A 22437-nucleotide genomic window follows, 5' to 3' on the forward strand; every position below is an offset into this window, starting at 1 on the left:
AACCGTGCTGTCGGTTACTTGGCGGCGATGCCGGTGATCTTGACGCGAGTCAGATCAGCGCGGAAGCCCTGGCGCTTCTTGTAACCAGTCTTGTTCTTGTACTTCTGGATAACAATCTTCGGACCACGCAGGTCCTCGACCTTCTCCGCAGTGACCTTTGCGGACGCCAGGTTCTTGGCGTCTGCAGTGACCTTGTCGCCGTCGACCAGCATCAGCACGGGCAGCTCAATGGTGCTGCCGGCCTCGCCGGCGACGCGGTCAAGGGTCACGAGGTCTCCGACGGAAACCTTTTCTTGGCGGCCGCCAGCGCGGACAATCGCGTACACCACTTGGGAACTCACTTCTCTCGACGTTATATGTACAAAGTTTCTGGGGAGGGCGCCTGCTCAGGCGACTCCTCGTTGAGTGGGAGGGCCGTCCGTGTCGCTTCCAACGGGATAACCCGCAGTAGTTGCGCTCTCATGCTCATCTCCCGTCTCAGCCCGTGTCGAACGGCCCGGACCCTGACGTCCGTCATGAGGTGGCAATGAGCACCGGCTATCAAGCCTACGATACCGCACGAAGACGGGCAAGTGGAGGTGACGCGTGTCGCCGCAATGTCAGCGCGACACGCGTCACATACTCACTCGGTCCGTTTGATCTCCGACGCCTTGACTCCGACACCCAGCATGGGGACGTCCTCCGCCGGCGCGGCCTCCGAAGCGGGAGCGGAGTACGAGGCCGTGGAGACGGAACCGCCCTGGGCTGATCCGGTTTCCTCAGTATGGATCGATCCGCCCACTCCAGTGCTGGAAGCCGCACGCCTGCTGCGGCGTTTCTTCGGTGCGGACTTCGCGGGCTCCTTCGGCGCCTCGCTCTTCGAGGGCTCGGCGGTCTCGCCGGATGCTCCCTGCCCCGGGGTTGCGACGCCGGTCACCGGCTTGTCGGTGTGCGGTTCCGCAACCGGTCCGGTGGTCGCACGGCGCGACGTCTGACGGCGAGGCTTCCGAGATGGGCTCGACCCGCCGGAGGATGTCTCCGCGGCTTGCGTTCGCGAGGTTGCCGCATCGGATGTGCCGTTCTCGGTCTTGTTGGACGCCTGGTTGGCCTGGGCGGGCTTCTTTCGACCACCTCGGCCCGGCCTCATGTCCTGCAGCGCCTCCAGCGCGGCTCGCCTGGCCGCTTCGGCGCCTTCGCGTCCCGATCGATTGCGGAGGGGCGCCCGGCGTGAGCGCCGTGCCTGACGAGCCGGCCGCTCGTCGGAAGCCTCGTCCACGGAGCTGTCTTCCGGCGCCGTCCTGTCGGTGTCAGCAGTCTCCTGTTCGTCCGAACGCTCTCCCCCAGGCTTCCGCTCGAAGGCCGCGGCGAGCGAGTCGAGGCTGAATGGCCCCTGCTCGCCCTGCGATTCCTCGACCTGTTCCTCCGACTCACCATTGGAGGTTTCCTGGTTCCGGGATCCCTGCGGCAGGGTCACGACCTCACCCTGGATCGTCACGACGGCGTCGGGCTCGCCTTGAGCCACACCGTGGGCGTGGTCGCCCTGTGTCGGCTCCGCTCCTGTGTCATCTCCGGTCGGCCTCTGGTTCGATTCGGACTCGGCTCCACCACGGCCCTTGTTGCGTTTGCGACGCTTGCGCTTCTTCGCCGACTTCGACTCGCCAGACTCCGGAGAGCGCCGGGCATCGTCTTCCTTGCCCTGTCCCTCGGAATCCTCAGGGTGTGAAGACGCCGCAGCGATGCTGGCCAGTGCATGGCGTGTCGCCTCGGCTTTGGCCTCATCCTGTTTGGCTTGTTCGTCCTGACGACGCTGCTTGTTCCGGTCCTTGTTGCGCTTCCGATCGCCGCGGCCGTGGTTGTCCGCGCCCGAGGTTCCCCCGGAGCGGCCCTTGAGCGGCTGGTCATGGACGATGAGTCCACGGCCCGCACAGTGCTCACAGGTCTCTGAGAAGACTTCGAGCAGTCCGGTGCCCATGCGCTTCCTGGTCATCTGGACCAGGCCGAGCGAAGTTACCTCTGCAACCTGATGCTTGGTGCGGTCGCGCCCCAGGCACTCGATCAGGCGGCGCAGGACCAGGTCACGGTTGGATTCCAGGACCATGTCGATGAAGTCGATGACGATGATCCCGCCGATGTCCCGCAATCTGAGTTGGCGGACGATCTCCTCGGCTGCCTCCAGATTGTTCTTCGTGACGGTCTCTTCCAGGTTTCCGCCCGAACCGGTGAATTTCCCCGTATTGACATCGATGACGGTCATGGCTTCGGTTCGATCGATCACGAGCGAACCCCCGGACGGAAGGAATACCTTACGGTCCAGGGCCTTGGCGAGTCCTTCCTCGATCCGGTAGTGATCGAACAAGTCCTCCTCGCCGTCCCATTTCTTGAGCCGGTCGATCAGGTCCGGCGCCACGTAGGTGACGTACGCCTCGATGTTGTCCCACGCCTGGTCCCCTTGGACGACCATGGCGGAGAAGTCCTCGTTGAAGACGTCTCGAACGGTTTTGATGGTCAGATCAGGCTCCTGGTACAGCATTTCGGGGGCGAGGGTCTTCTTGCCCTTGGATTTCGACTCGATGTCTTCCCACTGGGCGCGGAGCCGATTGATGTCATGGGCGAGTTCTTCCTCGGCCGCACCCTCGGCGGCGGTGCGCACGATGACGCCTGCGCCGTCCGGCAGCTTGTCCTTGAGGATCTTTTTCAGACGGGCACGCTCGGTGTCCGGAAGCTTGCGGGAAATGCCTGTCATCGAACCGCCCGGAACGTAGACGAGGAACCGCCCCGGCAAGGACACCTGAGAGGTCAGTCGCGCGCCTTTGTGGCCGATGGGGTCCTTGGTCACCTGGACCAGAACCGAATCGCCGGACTTCAGCGCATTCTCGATCTTTCGAGGTTGACCGTCGAGGCCGGAGGCATCCCAGTTCACCTCACCCGCATAGAGCACGGCATTGCGACCGCGCCCGATGTCCACGAAGGCGGCTTCCATGGACGGCAGGACGTTCTGCACCTTGCCCAGGTAGACGTTGCCGATCAGGGAATCCTGTTGCGTCTTCGACACGAAATGCTCCGCAAGCACGCCGTCCTCGAGCACGCCGATCTGAATCCTGTCGTCCTTCTGACGGACAATCATCTGCCGGTCCACTGACTCCCGGCGCGCGAGGAACTCCGCCTCTGTGATGACGTGGCGGCGGCGTCCGGAAGCTCGGGAATCACGGCGACGCTGGCGTTTGGCCTCGAGACGGGTGGACCCTTTGACGGAAGCGACCTTGTTCGACGAGGCGCTCTCGGTCACTCGCGGAGTTCGGACCTTGGTGACCGTGTTGGGCGGATCCTCGTCACTGCCCCCGGTCAGTTCGATGTCTTCCCCACCGCGACGTCGACGACGCCGCTTCCGGGAGACCACTTCGCCGTCCTCGACAGCGTCGTCGTCGTCCGACGGTTCCTCGTCTTCTGAATCCTCGGGGTTCTTTTTGCTGGCGGCGGCCTTGATCTCGTCAAGATCGGGAGCGTGGAACAAAAGCGAGGGCGGCGAGAGCGGTGCCGTCACCGGGTTCGTGGGAGACTCCTCCGATTCGGAGGTCGCCTGAGACTCGCCGTCAGCAGGAGCCGTGACCGCTTCTGTCTCCGGTGTGTTCGGATCTTCGCCCTGGTGTTCGGGATGTGTTGTTGGGGGTGTTGTGGGTTCGTTCTCTTCGGCCCCACCCTGAGGGGCGGTGCCTTCGTTCTGCGTATTCATATTCAGTCAGTACTCCTATGGAGCCGTTACCGGGCCGCACCCGGGATTCGGCCGTTCTTAATCGGTCCTGCCGCGACGTGCGCGACGGCCGGAAGTCCGTTCCCTACCCGAGGGGGCTCGTCGAGCCGGCGGCGAAATCTGCCGGCGAAGGGCACCACCCGGGCCAATGGATTCGCCGAGCTTCGCGTCCCGCTGAAGTCTTGTGAAAGGTGGTCTTCGCTCCGTTGTCCGAAGCGGTGCACAGCACCTGTCGGCGTCACATTGGATAAAGAGTCGCGTGCGGCGCAACTCTCACCGCTCTCAGTATCGCACAGCCAGGCGCTGGCTTGCTGCTCATCGAATGGACAGCAACTTTTGATTACCGCTGAATCACAGCTATGACGCGGATCCGGCTCACAGACAGTCCACATGCGGCCACTCGAGGCAAGTTGTCCGCAGGGGACTCGCCCTCGTTTTCTCATAATCAAACACTCACCGGATACGTCTGGCCTAATGAGGCGTCATCCACTTAATAATTACGCGGGGTGGAGGTTGTTTGGATGCTATACACACTCAGTACTCAGGTTTAGTGCATACTGAGTGTATGAGTGGCTGAGGCTTCCCCTGACTACGCGCTCTCCCCACCTCCCAGCATCGCCACGTCCTACCCACGCACCGGTAGTAGACCGTCTATGCGTGCTGGGCAGAACTCGACTCAATAAGAGGAACACAAATGAAGATCGACTGGAACGGCAAGCAGCGCCGCCAACAGAACGCTTCCGAGACCCCCGGAGACCCAAACCGGAAGCGTGGCTGCCTCGGTTGCCTTGGGTGTCTCGGCATCATCGTCGTCGTGGTCATCATCGGAATCATCATCGCCGTTGCGAGCGGTGGAGGTTCCGATGACGATTCGAATTCCGGTAGCACCTCGCAGTCGGATTCGTCGGAGAAGGACGATACTCCGCAGGAATACAAGTCCGCGCTGAAGAAGGGCAAGTCCTACGCCAAGTCCAGCCACATGTCCAAGCAGGGCGTGTACAACCAGCTCACGTCGGACATTGAAGCTTTCTCCGATGAGTCAGCTCAGTACGCCATCGACAACTTGGATGTTGATTGGAACGAGAACGCGTTGAAAAAGGGCAAGTCCTACGTCAAGTCGAACGACATGTCCCCCGAGGCCGTCAGGAACCAGCTGACCTCCGATATTGAGGGGTTCACGGACGAAGAGGCCGACTACGCGGTCCAGCACCTGAACGACTAGCCAGCCAGGCGTTCCCGCCGGGCCTGACCTAGCCAGAGCACACCACCAATCAGTCACTTTAGGAGAACAAGCCGTTGAGAATCCGCGCCTTCATCCCGGTTCTGGCCATCGCCGCACTCGCCCTCGCCGGGTGCTCGCAAGGAGACGATTCCTCAGACTCATCATCGTCGAGTAACCCGAGTCCCTCATCATCGAGCTCTTCCGCCAGCCCGTCGACCTCCTCGACCAGCGCCTCGTCCTCAGAGGCTCCTAGCGATTCGTCCTCGGAAACCCCCAGTGAAGCACCGTCCGAGAGTTCTGATCCCTCGGATGCTCCCTCGCAGCAACCGGCCGACGACTCTGCACAGCCCGAAGCCGGGGCCGGAGGCGCGTCTCCGCAGTTGAATCAGTACTTGCAGAATGGCGGCGGTTGCACCTCCGATGTCTGGAATGAGTCTGCGGCGCCGTACAGCGAAGCCTTGCACAACGAGCTCGTCCAGTACTGCTCGGCCAACCAGCTCGGAGATTGGGCAGGCGGTGTTGACCCGATGAACCCCGAAAACTACGGCACACCTGACGATCAAGCCGCGGTTCGCCAGAACGAAGACAAAATCGAACAGTGCAAGGCCCTGGACCCCTCCACGGCGATGTCAGGCGATATCCAGTACTGCTTCATGGAGTACGGCATCCGCGTCGAGTAAACACAAAACGCCCCCCAATCCGCGTTGCACACGCGGGTGGGGGCTTCTTGCTGCCGTACTGGAACACGAGGCCAACGAAACAAGGACATCCGCTGACCAGTGCCGGGGGGGTCTATGCGTCTCCGATGCAAACAGCTAGCTTCAGGTCTCGGAGACACGTGCAGTCTAGATGGTGAGGCCGCCTGGAGCCTCTTTTTCGGGCAACCGCACCTGTCTAGCCTAGGTGGCCAATAGCACAGGACCGGCCAGACGGCATCCATGCTAGCCAGGCCGTCAAGGTACGGATAATCGTTGGTGCTTTCGGTCTGGTTGGTGGTGACCTCAAGTCCTGGCACGACAGCAGCCGGCGCGAACTCCGGGATCAACCCCGTGGCCGCTACGACCGACTTGGTCTCGGTCCTCTCGGCCACCGCCTCAGCAACTTCCTGCACGGCAGGCACTTACGCGGTCGGCGCCTTAGCAGCCACCCGCGACAGGCTCATCCCGTTCAACCCATGCAACGGCATCGACCTCCCATCACGGAAAAACACACCGTGGGACGTTCGAATACCAACCACACGACAGGTCAGCCAGATGCCCCCCCCCGGTCGTTCGGGGCCGCCCATGTCGTTCTCGCGGCAGCAGCGTTCCACGGGCTCAGAGCATCCGAAATTGTTGGTCTCCAACCACGGGACATCACGCCACCCATCCTGAAAAGACGGCGACAAATTCGCAGGATCAGCCGCGGCGTAGTTGAGTCCGTTCCCCCGAAATATGGTTCCTACCGGGATATCCCGCTCCCCACGGAACTCGCGGATTTCTTGCTGTGGCAGGCAGAATCGGTAGGTGCCACAAGGATTGAATGGCTGTTCCCCGGGAACGTGTTGGGAAACCCGATATCGTATGCGTCCGTCCACGACCTTGGACGTGTACTCGCATTTGTGGGAGACCTCAGCTGACGAGGTGCTGGACGCTACGACCCTGTTGATGACTTCCGTGGCCACAGACCAGTCCGCATTGAGTCCGCAATCTACCGGGATTTAGCCGAGATTAGAGGGTGCTGGGGTCTGTGCAGATCTTTGTTTGCCGGGTGGCCGGGGGTACCGGGGATCACCGGGGTACCATGCTGGAAATTGACAGCAACTTTTGAGACGAATTCGAAAAATCGGGCCCTGACCTCTGAGCCGGCCTCGTTAGGATGAATGCAATACGCGCACAGCCCGTTCTGTGCCGACCCGACCCCGAGGACTGACTTGTGAGCACATCCAGCGTCGACCCCGCGCCGAGGCACAGCGACAGGACCACGCTTCCGTCGACCAATCAGCCGCAGGAGAGAAGCTTTGCATGGCTGTTGATCATCACGGGCGGCATCGGCTTCATCGCTTCCGCTGCCCTCGTCTTCGAGAGGCTCCAGGTCTTTCTCGACGCCGGCCACAAGTCCAGCTGTGACATCAACGCGCTCCTCAATTGCGGCACCGTGATGCGCACACCCCAGGCTGAGCTCTTTGGATTCCCGAACCCGTTCATCGGTATCGTCGCCTACGCGATCGTTCTGACCATTGGCGCGGCAATCTTCGCGGGCGCCAGGTTCGCCAGGTGGTACTGGATGAGCATCGAGGTCGGCGTCTTGCTGGGATCCTTGTTCACCTTCTGGCTCTGGTACCAGACCACCTTCCAAATCGACGCACTGTGCCTGTACTGCATGGTGGTCTGGATCGTGCAGACGGCCCTCGCGGTCAACGTGACGATGCGCAACATCCGCACCGGGGTGATTCCGGTGTCGCCCCGCGTGGCCGAGACGCTCCCCGCCTGGTCGTGGTTCCTGGTCGTCATGATCCTGTTGGTCCTGTTCGGAATCATCTTCATCCGATTCTTCTCCAACATCCTCTCCATGCTCTCCTGATGCCGGTGCACGATGCCGTGGCATGAACCGGCTCATGCGAAGAAAGCCCCATCCGTCGACGACGAGTGGGGCTACTTCGGTGCGTGCCGTCCGCGTACGGGTGGCCATAGGGCGGCGGAGCCGGCCCCGACGACGTCGGCGCACCTCAGATGACGCAACGCCCCCGAAAGCGGACCGTCGGGAACGGCCCGTCGGGGGGGGCGTTGCGTGTTCACACGGGGCTGGGCGCCCGGCGTCGGACTAGCCGAACCAGATGCCGATCTCGCGCTCTGCGGATTCCGGGGAGTCCGAGCCGTGGACCAGATTCTTCTGGACCTTTTCTCCCCAGTCGCGGGCGAAGTCACCGCGGATGGTTCCCGGGGCCGCGGCGGTCGGGTCGGAGGGACCCATCAGCGTGCGCACGGATTCGATGACACGATCGCCCTCGACGACGGCCGCCACCACCGGACCGGACATCATGAATTCGAGCAGCGGCTCGTAGAACGGCTTGCCCTGGTGTTCCTCATAGTGCTGTTCGAGGACCTCGCGGGACGGGGCCACCAGCCGAAGATCGGTGATCTTGTAACCTTTGGTCTCGATACGGGCCAGGATGGCACCGATCAGATTGCGCTCCGTCCCATCGGGCTTGACCAGGACCAACGAACGTTCGGACATCTGTGCACTCCTAAATATGGGGTATCTCTCCGCTACCGATCCTATCTGGGTCGTACAGGCGCGTCGGCATGACCCCGATCTCATTCAGCACCGAGGCGCCGAAGGACACGGTTCCCGCGATCATGGACCGGTCCCCGATGGTCTCGAGCAGAGTCTCCCGCTGGACGAATTGCAGTGCCTGCTGAAGGCCGGCGGGCAGCTCATAGTCGAGGTGATGGGACTCCAGGGGCACGAATCGGTGCTCGATTCCTCGACCGTCGAGAAAATCCGCGAGGCCCAGGATGTCCTTGGTCGTCGGAATCGACCAGTACACCGTGTCGACGCTGCCCCACCGGGACTCGGCCTCGCTCAGTGCAGCGGCCATGCCCACGGGATCGATGCACGCGTCCAGAAAGAACTCGGTGCCTTCCGCCGTGCGACAGAACTCCGCACGTCCCGGTCGGCACAGCTCGATTCTCCCGGTCCAGGGCTCTCGGCCCAGGCGTCGCGCGACGTCGTCCGCCAAACGCTCCCCCAGATCATGATTCTGGGACAGAAAGTCCCCGGACGGCACCTCGTGGGCCGAGACGTTCACATGATCGCACGTCTGACGAAGAATCATGGACGGAATAGGCGACTGGGGAACGCTGATCACGTGGTCACCGGTCCGGATGAGGCCGAATTTCTCTCGTGCGACATGAGCCAGAGTGGGTCCGAAAACGTCCAGATGCTCCGGGAAGACACTCGTGAACCCGACAGCCACTCGGTCCAGGACCGAGATTTCGTCGTGGGCGCCACCCATGCCTGCCTCGTGCACGATCACCTCGGCGCCTGCCGCTTGGAGCATCGCGTGGCCCATGATCGTGAAGATCCCTGTTGGCGCCAGATAATTCCCCGGGGGAACGTCCAGGCTGGAGACGGCAGCATCGACGCGACGCAACCAGCGGTTGTACACCGCGGCTCCGATCACCGTGCCGTCCAGGGCGAACCGGTCGAGATTGGACACCGTTCCGGGCGAGGACACCAAACCTGTCCTGAGTCCCGCGGCGCTCAAGTATGCGGCGGCAACTGCGGCGGCCTGTCCCTTCCCCTTGGAGCCCGTGACGAGCACGGTCGGGGTCTCTTGGGAACCGCCGAGTGCCTCAAGGAGTGCGTGTGCGGCGTCGACGTCCCGGGTGCTGCCGACACTCTTGTCGGACCACGAGCCGAAGACTGCTCTCGATTCAAGATCCGTCTCGATCAGACTCGGATCCGGTGTACCGGCGGAACCGCCTGCCCAGTCCATCCTCAGCTCTGTCCGTGCGTGCGCTCCCACTCCTGTTCGGCCTCCCAGCGCTCCTTCTTCTCACGGTCGATCTTGGTGCCCGTGACCATGGAATACCACCAGGCCGCCATGAAGCAGAGACCGATCACGAACATCGCCGGAAGCAGGAAGCCGGTCGCCACCAGGAGAAGTTGGAGAATCCAGCCCATCGCGTAGCCCCACGACTTCCGGAGTACAGCACAGTTGTAGACAAACGCCGCGGCCAGGACCAGACCGCCAACCATGACCGAAACCTTGGCTCCGGTCCCCGAGTGAAGATGCTCGAGCCCGAAATACGCCAGGGTCCCGAAGAAGACCACGAAAGCCTCGAGCAGAAGGACCGTCGAAGCGAACATGACCTTGACCGATCCCGGCTTCTTGACCTGTCCGGGTCGCCATTCGCGCTGTGCCTTTGTCAGGCGTGCCATCACAGTCTCCTACTGTCCGAGCAGTACACGTGCTTCGCCGACCACGGTGATCGACCCGGTGATGAGAACCGCCGCATCGAGCTCCTCACGGGTGGCCGCGTCGGAGATGGCCGCGACCGAGGCATCGTCGATGCGCTCGTGGACCTCGACAGCGTCGTCGTCGAATCCGGCCGTCAGGGCGAGATCGCCGAGTTCCCCCGCCGGAATCGCCCGAGGTGACGTCGACGCGGTCACGTACAACCGCGTCTCGAACTCGGTCGACTCGGCGAACTGTTCCCTCATGACCTCCAGGATCCCGAGGGCATCCTTGTCACGCAGAATCCCGACAACGATGTTGAGCTGGCGGACGTCGAAGGACTCGCGTACGGCAGCGGCCGAGGCCCTCATACCGTGCGGGTTGTGAGCGGCGTCGAGGACGACGACGGGTGCCGTCCGGACGGTTTCCAGTCGGCCGGGCGATGTCGCCTCTTCGAATGCGGTGCGGATCAGGTCGATGGACAGCTCCTTCTCGCCCCCGCCCAGTAGCGCCTCGACCGCGGCCACCGCCAAGGAGGCGTTCTCCGCCTGGTGCTCCCCGAAGAGGGGAAACGCGACCTCGGGATAGCGACCCGCCAGACCCTGGATCGTGATGACCTGGCCGCCGACGCCGGGGACCCGTTCGGTCACGCCGAACTCGACTCCCTCGAAGCGGAATTCGGCCTCCTCGCGCCTGGCCCGGTCCAGCAGTACCTCGGCCACCGACGGCTTCTGTGCGGCCGAAACCAGGAAGCCGCCCTGAGAGATGATTCCGGCCTTCTCTGCCGCAATCTCCTCCACCGTGTCCCCCAGCATGTCGGTGTGGTCCAGGTCGATGGGAGTCACCACGGACACCTGGGCGTCCGCGACGTTGGTCGCGTCCCATTCCCCGCCCAGTCCTACCTCGAGCACCATGATGTCCACGGGAGCATCCGCGAAGACCGCAAAGGCCAAGACTGTCATGGCCTCGAATTCGGTCAGGGGTACCTCGCCCTGTTCGCCCAGCTGCCGATCGACCATCTCCAGGTAGGGCCGGATTTCGTCCCAGACGCGCACGAAGGTCGCGTCGTCGACGGGCTCCCCATCCACGCAGATGCGCTCGTTGACGCGCTCGAGGTGAGGCGAGGTGTACCGCCCGGGCCGGAGATCATGGGCCATGAGCAACCGCTCGACGAGTCGAGCCGTAGACGTCTTGCCATTGGTTCCGGTGATCTGGATGACCGGCGCACTGTGTGCCGGGTCCCCCAGAAAATCCATGGCAAGACGCATGGCCTCGAGCCGTGGCGCCATCTGCGTTTCCGGTGCACGCCCCCTCAGCTCGGCATAGATCGATTCGACCGAGAACGCCGCATCCCTGAGGTCACCCGAATCATCGGCCGCCGGGTGCGGCCCGTCCGGTTCCTCGTCCAGGTCTGATTCCTCGGCGTCCTCGATGTCCTCGGGGGTCAGCGGGCTGAGTTCGTCGGGCAGTTCCTCGGAACCGTCCTGCGAGTCGTCGTCATCTTGGAAAGGCTGGTCGCTCATGCATCACTCTCTGCGGATTCGGTCGGGACCGTCTCGACGGTCACCGAAGATTCGGACGCCGTCTCGAGGACGAGGTCCTGGGTCAGTGTCTCCCCGGAAACGAGTTGTTCGTTCTCGCGGAGTGCATCGAGCACCTCGTCTGCGTCCCGGACCACTGTACGGATCCTGTCCGAGACCTGCAGACCCGCGTCCTTCCGAGCCTGCTGGATCACGCGGATCATGTCTCGGGCGGTTCCTTCGGCTCGAAGGGCGGGAGTCAGCCTCGTGTCGAGCACGATGAAGCCGCCGTCGATCACGGACACGGCCCGATCGGCGTTCTCGCCTTCGGCCACCACCGTCTCGAGCTCGTACTCCCCTTCTTGGAGGGACAGAGGCTCGTCGAGCGTTGAGCCCCCGACGACCACCGTGCCGTCTGCGTCGATGTCCCAGTCGCCCGCTTTGGACGCCTTGATCGCAACCTGCACCAGCTTGCCGAGTCTCGGCCCGGCCGCCCTTGCATTGACCTTGAGGCTCCGGGAAATTCCATAGGACTCTGCCGAGACCTCCGCGGCGTCGAGAACCTCGACCCTCTTGATGTTGAGTTCGGAGGCGATGATGCTCGAGAAGGTCCCCGCGAGTTCCTTGCCGCGCGGAACGGCAACGGTCATGGACGCCAGCGGTTGGCGTACGCGGATGTTCTCGGACTTCCGCAAAGCCGAACCCGCCGAGCAGATGGCCCGGGTGGCTTCCATCGACGCGATGAGATCCTGTTCCTGGGCCAGTACACCCTTCTGCGGCCAATCGGTCAGGTGCACGGACCTTCCGCCGGTCAGCCCGCGCCAGATGGCTTCGGTCTCCATCGGCAGCAGGGGCGCCGCAATACGGCAGACGGTTTCGAGGCACGTGTAGAGGACGTCGAAGGCAGCGATGTCCTCGTCAAAGAAACGTTCCCGGGATCGACGAACGTACCAGTTGGTCAACGCGTCCGCGTAGACCCGCAAGTGCTCGCACGCCGCCCAGACATCGTACCGGTCGAAGTCCTCCGTGACCTCTTCGATGAGCTGCCGCGTCTTGGCCAGGATGAAGCGGTCCATCACGTTCTCGCACGAGTACCGGAAACGGGCGTCGTAGCCACGGCCGTCGAAGGCGGCGTTCGAGTACAGCGCGAAGAAGTGGTAGGCATTCCACAGGGGAAGCATGACCTGCCGGACTCCCTCGCGGATACCGCGCTCGGTCACGATCAGGTTGCCGCCTCGGAGGATCGGCGACGACATCAGGAACCAGCGCATCGCGTCGGATCCGTCCCTGTCCAGCACCTCGGTCACGTCCGGATAGTTTCGGAGCGACTTGGACATCTTCTGCCCATCCGACCCGAGCACGATGCCGTGGGAGATAACGTTCGTGAACGCCGGGCGGTCGAACAGGGCCGTGGCCAGGATGTGCAGCGTGTAGAACCATCCCCGCGTCTGGCCGATGTATTCGACGATGAAGTCGGCCGGGTAATGGCCTTCGAACCAGTCCTTGTTCTCGAACGGATAGTGGACCTGGGCGTAAGGCATCGATCCCGAGTCGAACCACACGTCGAGGACATCCGAGACGCGGCGCATGGTCGACGCTCCCGTGGGATCATCCGGGTTCGGACGAGTCAGTTCGTCGATGTAGGGCCGGTGGAGATCCGGTTCGCCGTCCTTGTTCAGCGGTAGGCGGCCGAAGTCGGCCTCCAGCTCGGCCAGGGAACCGTACACATCGGTACGGGGGTAGTTCGGATCGTCCGAGACCCACACCGGGATGGGCGAACCCCAGTAACGGTTACGGGAAATCGACCAGTCACGAGCGTTCTCGAGCCACTTGCCGAACTGGCCGTGCTTGACGTTCTCCGGGATCCAGTTGATCTCCTCATTGAGTTCGACCATCCGGTCCTTGAACTGGGTGACCGACACGTACCAGGACGTGATCGCGCGGTAGATCAGGGGGTTCCGGCACCGCCAGCAGTGCGGGTACGAGTGGACGTACGAGCTCTCACGCACGAGCAGTCCGTTGCCGCGCAGGTGGCGCACGATTGGGGTATTCGTTTCGAAGACCTGCATGCCGACGACGTCCTCGAGCTCCGTCCCGTTGAACAGGGGCAGCACCCTCGCACCCTCGTCGACGGTCAGGATCACCGGGATTCCGTACTTCTCGCAGGTCGCCTGGTCGTCCTCACCATAGGCCGGAGCCTGGTGGACGATTCCGGTGCCGCCCGTGGTCGTGACGTAGTCGGCCACGAGGATTCTCCACGCGTTCTCGGTTCCGAACTTCTCGGCGTCGGTGAACGCGTCGAAAAGCGGCTCATACCGGATACCCTCGAGGTCCTTGCCGAGGTAATGGGCCTCGACGGACTCCCGCGCCGAATCCGCATCCTCGTATCCGAGGTCCGTGGCGTAGTCCTCGAGTCGCTCGGAGGCCAGCAGGAATCGCTCGGCCTTGGCAGAGGTCCCGTTGGGGCCGGCGGGAAGGGCAACGTAATCGATCTCCGGACCGACCGCCAGCGCCAGGTTGGCGGGAACCGTCCAGGGGGTCGTGGTCCAGCCAATGGCGGCGACTCCGGCGAGTTCGCGGCTGGCCGGCGTATCCCCTTCCTTCAAAATGAACGTCGTCGTGATCGTGGGGTCCTGGCGGTCCTTGTAGACGTCGTCGTCCATCCGGAGCTCGTGGTTGGACAGCGGGGTCTCGTCCTTCCAGCAGTACGGAAGGACGCGGAATCCCTGGTATGTCAGGCCCTTGTCGTGAAGGCGTTTGAAGGCCCAGATCACCGACTCCATGTACTCGACATTGAGCGTCTTGTAGTCGTTCTCGAAGTCGACCCAGCGGGCTTGGCGGGTCACATATTTTTCCCACTCGTCGGTGTACTTGAGGACGGCAGAACGGCAGGCATCGTTGAACTTGTCGATGCCCATTTCTTCGATCTGCTTCTTCTCGGACATGCCGAGTTGTTTCATGACTTCGAGCTCGGCGGGCAGGCCGTGCGTATCCCATCCGAAGCGGCGATCGACCTTGTTGCCGCGCTGCGTCTGGTATCGGGCGACGAGATCCTTCACATAACCGGTGAGGAGATGGCCGTAGTGGGGCAGACCGTTCGCAAAGGGGGGACCATCGTAGAACACGAATTCGTCCGGGGTGCCTTCATCACTGTCACGCTGCTCGATACTGTGCTGGAAAGTCCCGTCCTCGCTCCAGTAGTCGAGGACTCCTTCTTCCAGTTTCGGGAAGGAAGGCGAGGCCGGCACGCCACCGGATGCTGCGTTGGCAAAGTCGGTGGAGGCCTTGGGGTAGTGAGTGCTCACGTGGTCATCCTGGATCTCGAAGTCGAACATTCGTTTGCGTCAGGACGCCGTGACGACGCGGTACCACCTCACTTGCCGTGAGAGCTGGGACGACCCGCGGTGACCCAGAAGGTCACCGCGGGGGTGTCTCAGCGGCCACGGCCGCTTCATGACGGCTGTCTCGGGCCTACCCGTCCGGGTCTAGTGAGGCTGTATCTATTCCGTGATTTCCCGCGCCGCAACGCCGAATGGGACACCACAGGTACTGCCCGTTCTTCCGGATTGCTCGCCGGTGATGGCCGGGTCTTCGCACTGCATATCAGTCTAAGCAGTTGGGCGATCCCTGTCTAACCCCTATCGCCCACGACTTCGGAGCCGGTCTCCTGGTACCTCACGCGCCCCTCAAAGACGCCGATTGGGCTCCATCGCACCGGAACAGACGTGAGTCCCCAAGTGACATCCGGGCCAGTCAACGGCCTAGAATCGAGGGCATGACGACTCCCGAACAGCGCAAAGCAGCCAACCGGTCCGCCCTCGTCCAGGGAACCGCGCTGGCCGCCATGGGCGCTCTGCATTTTGTCCGTCCTGAGCATTTCGATGCTCTGATTCCGTCCTCCCTTCCGGGGTCGGCCAGGGCCTGGACCCTCGGTTCTGGCGTGGCCGAACTCGGGGTGGCCGCGCTCTTGCTCAACCGCCGCACGCGACGCTCGGGCGGCCGGGCCGCGGTTGCTCTCTACCTCGGTGTATGGCCGGGCAATTTCCAGATGGCGTGGGACTACCGCCACAAGGCCCCGCTTCCGAAACTGATCGCTTGGGGACGGTTGCCCTTGCAGTGGCCGATGATTTCCTCGGGCCTGCGCGTGGCCCGGCACGCGGCCTGAGCCGAAAGTACCGGCGCACCTCACGGATAATCGGGTGCCAGGCGAACGACGTCGCCGACCACGATGACCGCGGGCGCGGCCACTGAGCGCGCTTCGCAACGAGCGGCAATGTCGGACAAGGTTCCGAACGTGGTCCGTTGCTCGGGCGTCCAGCCGCGCTCGATCACGGCCGTCGGCGTCGAATCCGGGCGCCCTGCCGCAATCAGCCGTTCGGCGGTCTCAGCGAGCCGCGTGACGCCCATGAGCAGCACCAGGGTGTGGTCCGTGCCGGATGGCGCGGCGTCCAATTGCTGATGTCCGGTGATGACCGTGAACCCTGTAGCAGCTCCCCGGTGCGTCACGGGGATGCCTGCCGCCGCCGGGACGGAGATCGCGGATGTCACCCCCGGGACCACCTCGGTTTCGATCCCGTGGGACGCGCAGTACTCGACCTCTTCTCCCCCACGACCGAGGACAAAGGGGTCGCCGCCCTTCAGCCGCACGACCCGGGCACCGGTGCGGGCCTGGCGCACCAGGATCTCATTGATCTCGGACTGCGGCACCGGGTGATGCCCGGCTTTCTTGCCCACCTCGATGATGACCGCGTCTTCCCGGAGCCGAGCCAGGACGTCCCGCGGGCCGAGACGGTCGGCGACGACGACGTCGGCCATGGCGAGCAGGAATCTCCCCCGGACGGTCAGGAGCTCGACGGCCCCGGGACCGCCACCGACGAGGGCCACGGTTCCAGGCGTCTGGGCATCGTCGATCGTGACTCTCCCGGATATGGGGTCCACGGGGGCCGTCCCGGATTCGAGGGCCGCATCCAGCCACGCCGCGATGCGTCGTGCCCGGCGAGGGTCCTTGTTCGCGTTGACTCCCACGGTGACGCCGTGCGACTTGGCGACGCTGGGGACCCACGCCGTCCCCGCTTCGGGGTCTCCGCCCTTGACACAGAAAATTCTCCGGCGAGCCGCCTCCTCCGACACGAGGTCCTGGGTCGCGGGGTCAGAAGTGTGGGTCAGAACGAGCCACACGTGGTCCAGGTCCGAAGAGCCGAAGGCTCGAGCCCGCCAGCGCAGTTCGCCGCGCGCGCTCCAGTCGCGAATCTCCTGGCTTGCGGTCGGGGCGACGACGGTCACGAGGGCCCCGTCTTCGAGGAGCGGGCCGATGCGCCGGGTGGCGACGGGGCCGCCGCCGACGACGAGCACATCCAGTCCTCGCAGCTGCAGTCCGAGTGGATAGGTCATGAGTCCCGGGTCGTCAGCCCTCGTCCTCGAGCCAGTCCTCCAGAGGATCCTGGGCGTCGACGACGTTGGGGGCCGCTATGCCTGCCCCCAGGGTGTCTCCCGAGGTCGGATCGATGACCAGAAAGGCGCCGGTTTGGCGATGATGTTCGTAATCCTCCACGGGCAACGGCGTTGCGGTTCTGATCGCCACGGATCCGATGTCATTCAGCTCGAGAGCATCGGCCGGGGCGTCCGTGAGATCCGTCAGGTCGAGCCGCGCGTGCACCTCCTCGACAAGAGCCTTCACCGTGGCGGCCCCGTGTTTGACGAGAACCTTGGCTCCGGGGGTGAGCGGCTTGTCGTTCAGCCACGCGATTCTGGCACCGAATTCACGGTGTCCGGTGGGTGCGGACTCGGCGGCGGCGAGCATGGACCCGCGGGCCAAATCCAATTGGTCATCGATCTCCAGGACGACCGACTGGGGCGATCGGGCCGAGTCCACGCGTTCCGTGCCGCTCCACATGCCGGTCACGCGGGTGGTCCGGTTGGTTCCGGCGACGGCGATGCTCTGCCCCACCCTGATCGAGCCAGCAGAGATTTGCCCTGCGTAGCCCCGGAAGTCGCGGTAATCGTCCTCCTCGAGACCGGGGGCCAGGGACCCCTGCGGCCGGATCACGGTCTGCACCGGCATGCGAAACGGTTCACTCGCTTGGAGGGAGCGATCCCGGTCGGGCAGCTCCTCCAGGAGCTCGAGGAGCGTCGGGCCGGTGTACCACGGGGTTCTGGCAGATGCGGTCACCACGTTGTCGCCCTTCAGAGCTGACACGGGGACCGTCAGTGCCCCGTCGATCCCGAGCTCTCTCGCCACACGATCGATGTCGGCGGAAATCTCTTCGTACACGGACTCTGCGTAGTCCACGAGGTCAATTTTGTTCACCGCGATGATCACGTGCGGGACTCGCAGGAGCCTGGTCACCGCCAGGTGACGTCGGGTCTGTTCAAGAACCCCGTTCCGGGCATCGACCAAAAGCACCACGGCGTCCGCGGTCGAGGCGCCCGTGACCGTGTTCTTCGTGTACTCCACGTGACCGGGGCAATCGGCAAGGATGAAGTTGCGTGCATCGGTCGCGAAGTAACGATAGGCGACGTCGATCGTGATGCCTTGTTCGCGTTCCGCCCGCAGGCCGTCGGTCAGCAGAGCCAGATCGATCTCTTCGCCCGAGGCGCCGAAGCCTCGCTCCGCGGATGTTCTGGCGACGGCTTCCAGTTGGTCGGCCAGGATCGCCTTCGAATCGAAGAGAAGCCTGCCCACCAGGGTGGATTTGCCGTCGTCGACCGAACCGGCCGTGGCGAAACGAAACAGAGTCCTGGTGCTCCCGGTCGAGGCGGCGAGCGTGTCGGTGATCGTCATCTAGAAATACCCGTCTTTCTTGCGGTCTTCCATGGCCGCTTCCGAGATGCGGTCGTCCGCCCGAGTCGCACCCCGTTCGGTCAGGGTGGACACGGCGACTTCCTGGACCACTTGAGAAGCGTCCGCGGCCGAGGACTCGACGGCACCCGTGCAGGACATGTCCCCCACCGTCCGGTACCGCACCACCCGGCGCTCGACCTCCTCTCCGGGACCCGGTACGGAAACTGTGCCGACCGCGCGGATCATTCCGTCTCGCAGGAAGGTGTCCCTCTCGTGGGCATAGTAGAGACTCGGAATCTCGATGTTCTCGCGCTCGATGTAGCGCCAGACGTCCAGCTCCGTCCAATTGGACAGCGGAAAGGCCCGAACGTGCTGACCCGGCGTGTGGCGGCCGTTGTAGAGGTTCCACAATTCGGGGCGCTGGCTGCGCGGATCCCACTGGCCGAAGTCGTCCCGGAGGCTCAGTACTCGTTCCTTGGCGCGTGCCTTGTCCTCGTCCCGTCGTCCTCCGCCGAAGACGACGTCGAAACGGTTGCTCGCGATCGTGTCCAAAAGCGGAACCGTCTGCAACGGATTGCGCGTCCCGTCCGCTCGTTCCTCGAGTTCTCCCCGATCGATGTACTCCTGCACGGACCCAACCACCAGGTGGGTTCCCAGCCTTTCGACGGCCCGGTCCCGGAACTCCAAGACCTCCGGAAAGTTGTGCCCCGTGTCGATGTGCACCAACGGGAACGGAAGCCGTCCCGGGAAGAACGCTTTGGCGGCCAGGTGGGCCATCACCACGGAGTCCTTGCCTCCCGAGAACAGCATGGCCGGCCGGTCGAACTCCGCTACGACCTCACGAATGATGTGGATCGACTCGGATTCCAGGATGTCCAGGTCAGTCAGGGGACGGACGTCGGCATCCGACTCCGCGAGTGCCACGGACGGTCCGCCCCTCCCAGGGAAAATCTCAGTGGTCATAGAGGCATTCGTTCCTTCGCTCTTCCCGCTCACAGGTGTATCCCGCATTCCGTCTTGGACTGACCCGCCCAACGGCCGGCGCGCGGGTCCTCTCCCTCGGCCACGGGCCGGGTGCACGGCTGGCATCCGATCGACGGATAGCCGTTGGTCAGCAACATGTTGACCGGCACGCTGTTCTCGTTCGCGTAATCGACCAGGTCGTCGAACGACCAGGTCGCCATCGGGTTGGCCTTGACCAGGCCGTGGGAGTCGTCCCAGGCGACCAGTGGTGTGTTGGTGCGTGTGGGAGCCTCGTCCCTCCGTACTCCGGTGAACCACAGCTTGTAGCCCGCAAGGGCTTTGTTGAGTGGTTCCACTTTCCTCATCCGGCAGCACGCGGTGGGGTCCGAAGCGAACAGATCCTTCCCGTACTCGCGATCTTGTTCCTCGACCGTCAGCTCGGGCTTGAGATCCACGATGTTGACGTCGAGGGATTCCTGCACCAGGTCACGGGTACCCATGGTTTCTGGGAAGTGGTATCCGGTATCAAGGAAGAGCACGTCGACGCCGGGAAGGTGCTTGGCAACGAGGGCGGGAAGAACGGCGTCGGCCATGGAGCAGGCGACGGCCACGTCGGAGGTCTCGAAGTTCTCGGCGACCCAACGGATCACCTCTTCCGCGCTGGCTTCCCAGTCCAGACGGTCCTCGGCCCGATCCGCCAGAGTGCGAAGGTCATTCTCGGTGTCGGTGGTCATACCAATTCCTCCTCTTCCGCGTTCTTGGCCCACCGGGCGAAGGTCTCGCCTTCCGCCCGGGTGTCGATGTAGCGCCGGATCAGACGTTCCACGTAGTCGGAGACGTCGTCGGAGGCGACTTTCAGGCCGCGGACGGTCCGTCCGAGTTCTCCCTCGGCATCATTGCGGTAGTTCGCGAGCCCGCCACCCAGATGAACCTGGAACCCGGAGGTCTGGCCGCCCTCGCCGTCGGGAATGATCTGTCCCTTCAACCCGATGTCGGCCGTCTGGATCCGGGCGCAGGAGTTGGGGCAACCGTTGACGTAAAGACTCAATTGTTCCGGAAGCTGATCCCGCACATCGGCCAATCGCTCTTCGAGCTCGCCGACCACCCGCTCGGCGGTGTTCTTCGTTTCGACGATCGCGAGCTTGCAGAACTCGATGCCCGTGCACGCCATGGTGTCGCGCCGGAAGACCGACGGAGACGCCGACAGACCAAGCTCCTCCGCCTCGGCGACGAAGTTCTCGACCGATTCTGCGGGCAGATCGAGAACCACGAGCTTCTGGTACGGCGTCGTGCGCAACCGCGCCGAACCGTATTTTTCCATCAGATCGGCGAGCCCTGTCAGCAGGCCTCCCCCGACTCGACCGACCATCGGGCTCAGGCCGACGTAGTACTTGCCGTCCTTCTGCAGGTGCGTTCCGACGTGATCACCAGAGTGCTTCGGGGAAGACGGCTCGGGACCATCCGCGAGGGCATATCCCAAGTACTCCTGCTCGAGCACCTCGCGAAACTTTTCAGGCCCCCAATCGGCCATCAGGAACTTGAGCCTGGCCCGATTGCGCAGGCGCCGGTACCCGTAGTCCCGGAAAATCCGGATCACCCCGTGCCACACCTCGGGGGCCTGCTCTTCGCTCACGAAGGCCCCAAGCCGCACGGCGAGTTTCGGATTGGTCGAGAGCCCTCCACCGACCCACAGGTCGAATCCGGGGCCGTGCTCGGGATGTTCGACACCGATGAGCGAAATGTCGTTGATCTCGTGGACGACGTCCTGACTCGGGTGACCGGACACCGCGGTCTTGAACTTGCGCGGCAGATTGGCCAGGTCCGGATCACCGATGAACCGCTCTTTGATGGTCTCGATCACCGGCGTCGGGTCCAGGATTTCGTCCTCGGCCACACCGGCCAGAGGCGAACCCAGAATCACTCGAGAAACGTCACCGCACGCCTCCGTGGTCGACAGTCCGACGTTCTCCAGACGTTGCCAGATCTCGGGCACGTCCTCGACCGAGATCCAGTGCATCTGGATGTTCTGTCGGTCGGACACGTCCGCGGTTCCGCGCGCGAATTCCTCAGAGATCCCGGCGATCGTGCGCAACTGTTCGAGGCTCAGCTGACCGCCGTCCAGGCGGATCCTCATCATGAAGTACCGGTCTTCGAGCTCGCGGGTCTCCAGCTTGGCCGTGCGGCCGCCGTCGATACCCGGCATGCGCTGCGTGTAGAGCCCCCACCAGCGGAAACGGCCGTGAAGGTCATCGTCGGAGATCGCATCGAAGCCCTCATGGGCGTACTTCTCCTCGATGCGACGGCGCACGTTGAGCCCGCTGTCCTCGAGCTTGAACTCCTCGTTGTGGTTCATCGGCTCGGTGCCGTCGATCTTCCACTGGGCGTTCGGCTTTTTCGCACGAGGTTTGGCGCTCGCGCCGCCGTCTTGGTTCTCCCGTGTCTGTGCAACCATGCATGGAACTCTAGGAACAGTACGGCTCTATCCAAAGCTCCGTCTCAACACGCATCAACACAAGGACTTGCAGAGTCACACAGTGCAGTGCATCGCCCGATCCACGGCGATGCCCGCCACGGTGTCCAAGGAGTCGGGGTCGCCGACATCGAGCAGGGTCCGAGTGACGCCGTCGGCCCCAGCCTGGTGCAAGCGGTCCTGGAAAAAGCCCGGGGCGAGGATGTACGAGGAAACGAAGACCCGTGGAGCACCTCGATGGCGGCATGCCTCGATGGCCGCCGGAACCGTGGGGTCGGCCGCAGCCCCGAAGGCCACGTCCACCCGTTGACCCAGGACGCGCTCGAGATTCCTCGACTGGGTCCGGGCATCGTCGCCTCCGGCGGCGACGGATGAGCCGACGACGGCCATCACGACGCCGTCGCCCTGCTGCCACCCGGCTTCTCCGAGACGTCTGGCCTGAAGATGTGCAAGTCGCTCGGAAGGGCCCAACGGGTCGGCGATCCGGACCCGGTCCCCGCACTCGCCCGCCCCGGTCGACTCCCCGGCCCCGAATCGTGCTGCCGCATCACGCAGGTCGACCTTCGTGTGGTAACCGGTCGAGAGAAGCAGCGGCATGATGATCCCCGGTCGGTCCGTGGGCAAGCCAGCGACGACGTCGCCGACCGCGGGGGTCTGGACGTCTACCGACGCGCCCAGAACGGGCCGCCCCATCCGGTGGCCTATCGCCGAGACCAGGGCCGCGATGGTCTCCTGCCCCTGGGCATTGCGGGTCCCGTGGCCGCACGCAATCAGGCTGTGCTCGGAGAGGATCTTCGTGTCCACGCTTTCGC

17 protein-coding genes are annotated in these 22437 nt (G+C 63.8%); 4 read left to right on the forward strand and 13 right to left on the reverse strand.

Features of this window, described 5'->3' with window-relative positions:
- Positions 1-14: 14 nt before the first annotated feature.
- Together rplU and AB0Y14_RS02295 are read right to left on the reverse strand one after the other, a co-directional pair.
- A complete protein-coding gene (gene rplU, locus AB0Y14_RS02290) occupies positions 15-329 on the reverse strand; it encodes a 50S ribosomal protein L21 (RefSeq protein ID WP_436588802.1) in 315 nt (104 codons plus the stop codon).
- Positions 330-622: 293 nt separating this feature from the next.
- Positions 623-3709 (reverse strand): Rne/Rng family ribonuclease, encoded by a 3087-nt coding sequence (locus AB0Y14_RS02295; protein ID WP_436587654.1) that lies wholly within the window; start codon positions 3707-3709, stop codon positions 623-625.
- 712 nt (positions 3710-4421) lie between these two features.
- Here AB0Y14_RS02295 and AB0Y14_RS02300 point away from each other — a divergent pair.
- The 3 genes from AB0Y14_RS02300 (at position 4422) to AB0Y14_RS02310 (ending at position 7511) form a co-directional block, all read left to right on the forward strand.
- Positions 4422-4949, forward strand: coding sequence for an Ltp family lipoprotein (locus AB0Y14_RS02300; protein ID WP_436587655.1), 528 nt, complete (start codon positions 4422-4424; stop codon positions 4947-4949).
- 380 nt (positions 4950-5329) lie between these two features.
- Entirely contained in the window at positions 5330-5629 is a 300-nt protein-coding gene (locus AB0Y14_RS02305) for a hypothetical protein (protein ID WP_436587656.1), read from the forward strand.
- Positions 5630-6863: 1234 nt separating this feature from the next.
- Positions 6864-7511, forward strand: coding sequence for a vitamin K epoxide reductase family protein (locus AB0Y14_RS02310; protein ID WP_436587657.1), 648 nt, complete (start codon positions 6864-6866; stop codon positions 7509-7511).
- Positions 7512-7751: 240 nt separating this feature from the next.
- On the opposite strand, the gene ndk is transcribed toward AB0Y14_RS02310, so the two are convergent.
- Genes ndk through ileS form a run of 5 tightly spaced genes read right to left on the reverse strand, consistent with a single transcriptional unit; the run spans position 7752 to position 14716 of the window.
- Entirely contained in the window at positions 7752-8165 is a 414-nt protein-coding gene (gene ndk, locus AB0Y14_RS02315) for a nucleoside-diphosphate kinase (protein WP_436587658.1), read from the reverse strand.
- 10 nt (positions 8166-8175) lie between these two features.
- On the reverse strand, positions 8176-9429 hold the full coding sequence (locus AB0Y14_RS02320) for a hypothetical protein (protein WP_436587659.1): 1254 nt from the start codon (positions 9427-9429) through the stop codon (positions 8176-8178).
- 2 nt (positions 9430-9431) lie between these two features.
- Entirely contained in the window at positions 9432-9875 is a 444-nt protein-coding gene (locus AB0Y14_RS02325; RefSeq protein WP_436587660.1) for a DUF4233 domain-containing protein, read from the reverse strand.
- A gap of 9 nt (positions 9876-9884) precedes the next feature.
- Positions 9885-11414 carry a bifunctional folylpolyglutamate synthase/dihydrofolate synthase gene (locus AB0Y14_RS02330; protein WP_436587661.1) on the reverse strand — a complete coding sequence of 510 codons (1530 nt, stop codon included), beginning with the start codon at positions 11412-11414 and terminating at the stop codon, positions 9885-9887.
- Positions 11411-14716, reverse strand: a complete 3306-nt coding sequence (gene ileS / locus AB0Y14_RS02335; RefSeq protein ID WP_436587662.1) for an isoleucine--tRNA ligase — start codon at positions 14714-14716, stop codon at positions 11411-11413. Before ileS ends, AB0Y14_RS02330 begins: the two co-directional genes overlap by 4 nt.
- Before the next feature lie 470 nt (positions 14717-15186).
- On the opposite strand from ileS, the gene AB0Y14_RS02340 reads away from it, so the two are divergent.
- The gene (locus AB0Y14_RS02340) at positions 15187-15576 is read left to right on the forward strand and encodes a DoxX family protein (RefSeq protein WP_436587663.1); all 390 of its coding nucleotides are present in this window, start codon (positions 15187-15189) and stop codon (positions 15574-15576) included.
- A gap of 20 nt (positions 15577-15596) precedes the next feature.
- Here the strand turns inward: AB0Y14_RS02340 and cobA are convergent, their stop codons facing one another.
- The 6 genes from cobA to AB0Y14_RS02370 all read right to left on the reverse strand — a co-directional run bounded on the left by cobA (position 15597) and on the right by AB0Y14_RS02370 (position 22429).
- On the reverse strand, positions 15597-16802 hold the full coding sequence (cobA, locus tag AB0Y14_RS02345) for a uroporphyrinogen-III C-methyltransferase (protein WP_436587664.1): 1206 nt from the start codon (positions 16800-16802) through the stop codon (positions 15597-15599).
- A gap of 13 nt (positions 16803-16815) precedes the next feature.
- Positions 16816-18192 carry a sulfate adenylyltransferase subunit 1 gene (locus tag AB0Y14_RS02350; protein WP_436587665.1) on the reverse strand — a complete coding sequence of 459 codons (1377 nt, stop codon included), beginning with the start codon at positions 18190-18192 and terminating at the stop codon, positions 16816-16818.
- Positions 18193-19155 carry a sulfate adenylyltransferase subunit CysD gene (cysD, locus tag AB0Y14_RS02355; RefSeq protein WP_436587666.1) on the reverse strand — a complete coding sequence of 321 codons (963 nt, stop codon included), beginning with the start codon at positions 19153-19155 and terminating at the stop codon, positions 18193-18195.
- A 29-nt stretch (positions 19156-19184) separates the two neighbouring features.
- Entirely contained in the window at positions 19185-19889 is a 705-nt protein-coding gene (locus AB0Y14_RS02360; protein WP_436587667.1) for a phosphoadenylyl-sulfate reductase, read from the reverse strand.
- Entirely contained in the window at positions 19886-21607 is a 1722-nt protein-coding gene (locus AB0Y14_RS02365; protein WP_436587668.1) for a nitrite/sulfite reductase, read from the reverse strand. The genes AB0Y14_RS02360 and AB0Y14_RS02365 overlap by 4 nt, the downstream gene beginning before the upstream one ends.
- 75 nt (positions 21608-21682) lie before the next feature.
- Complete coding sequence (locus tag AB0Y14_RS02370; protein WP_436587669.1) at positions 21683-22429, reverse strand: sirohydrochlorin chelatase; 747 nt, start codon at positions 22427-22429, stop codon at positions 21683-21685.
- Positions 22430-22437 lie beyond the last annotated feature (8 nt).

The sequence above is a fragment of the Rothia sp. HC945 genome, from assembly GCF_051370785.1.
Lineage (GTDB): Bacteria > Actinomycetota > Actinomycetes > Actinomycetales > Micrococcaceae > Rothia.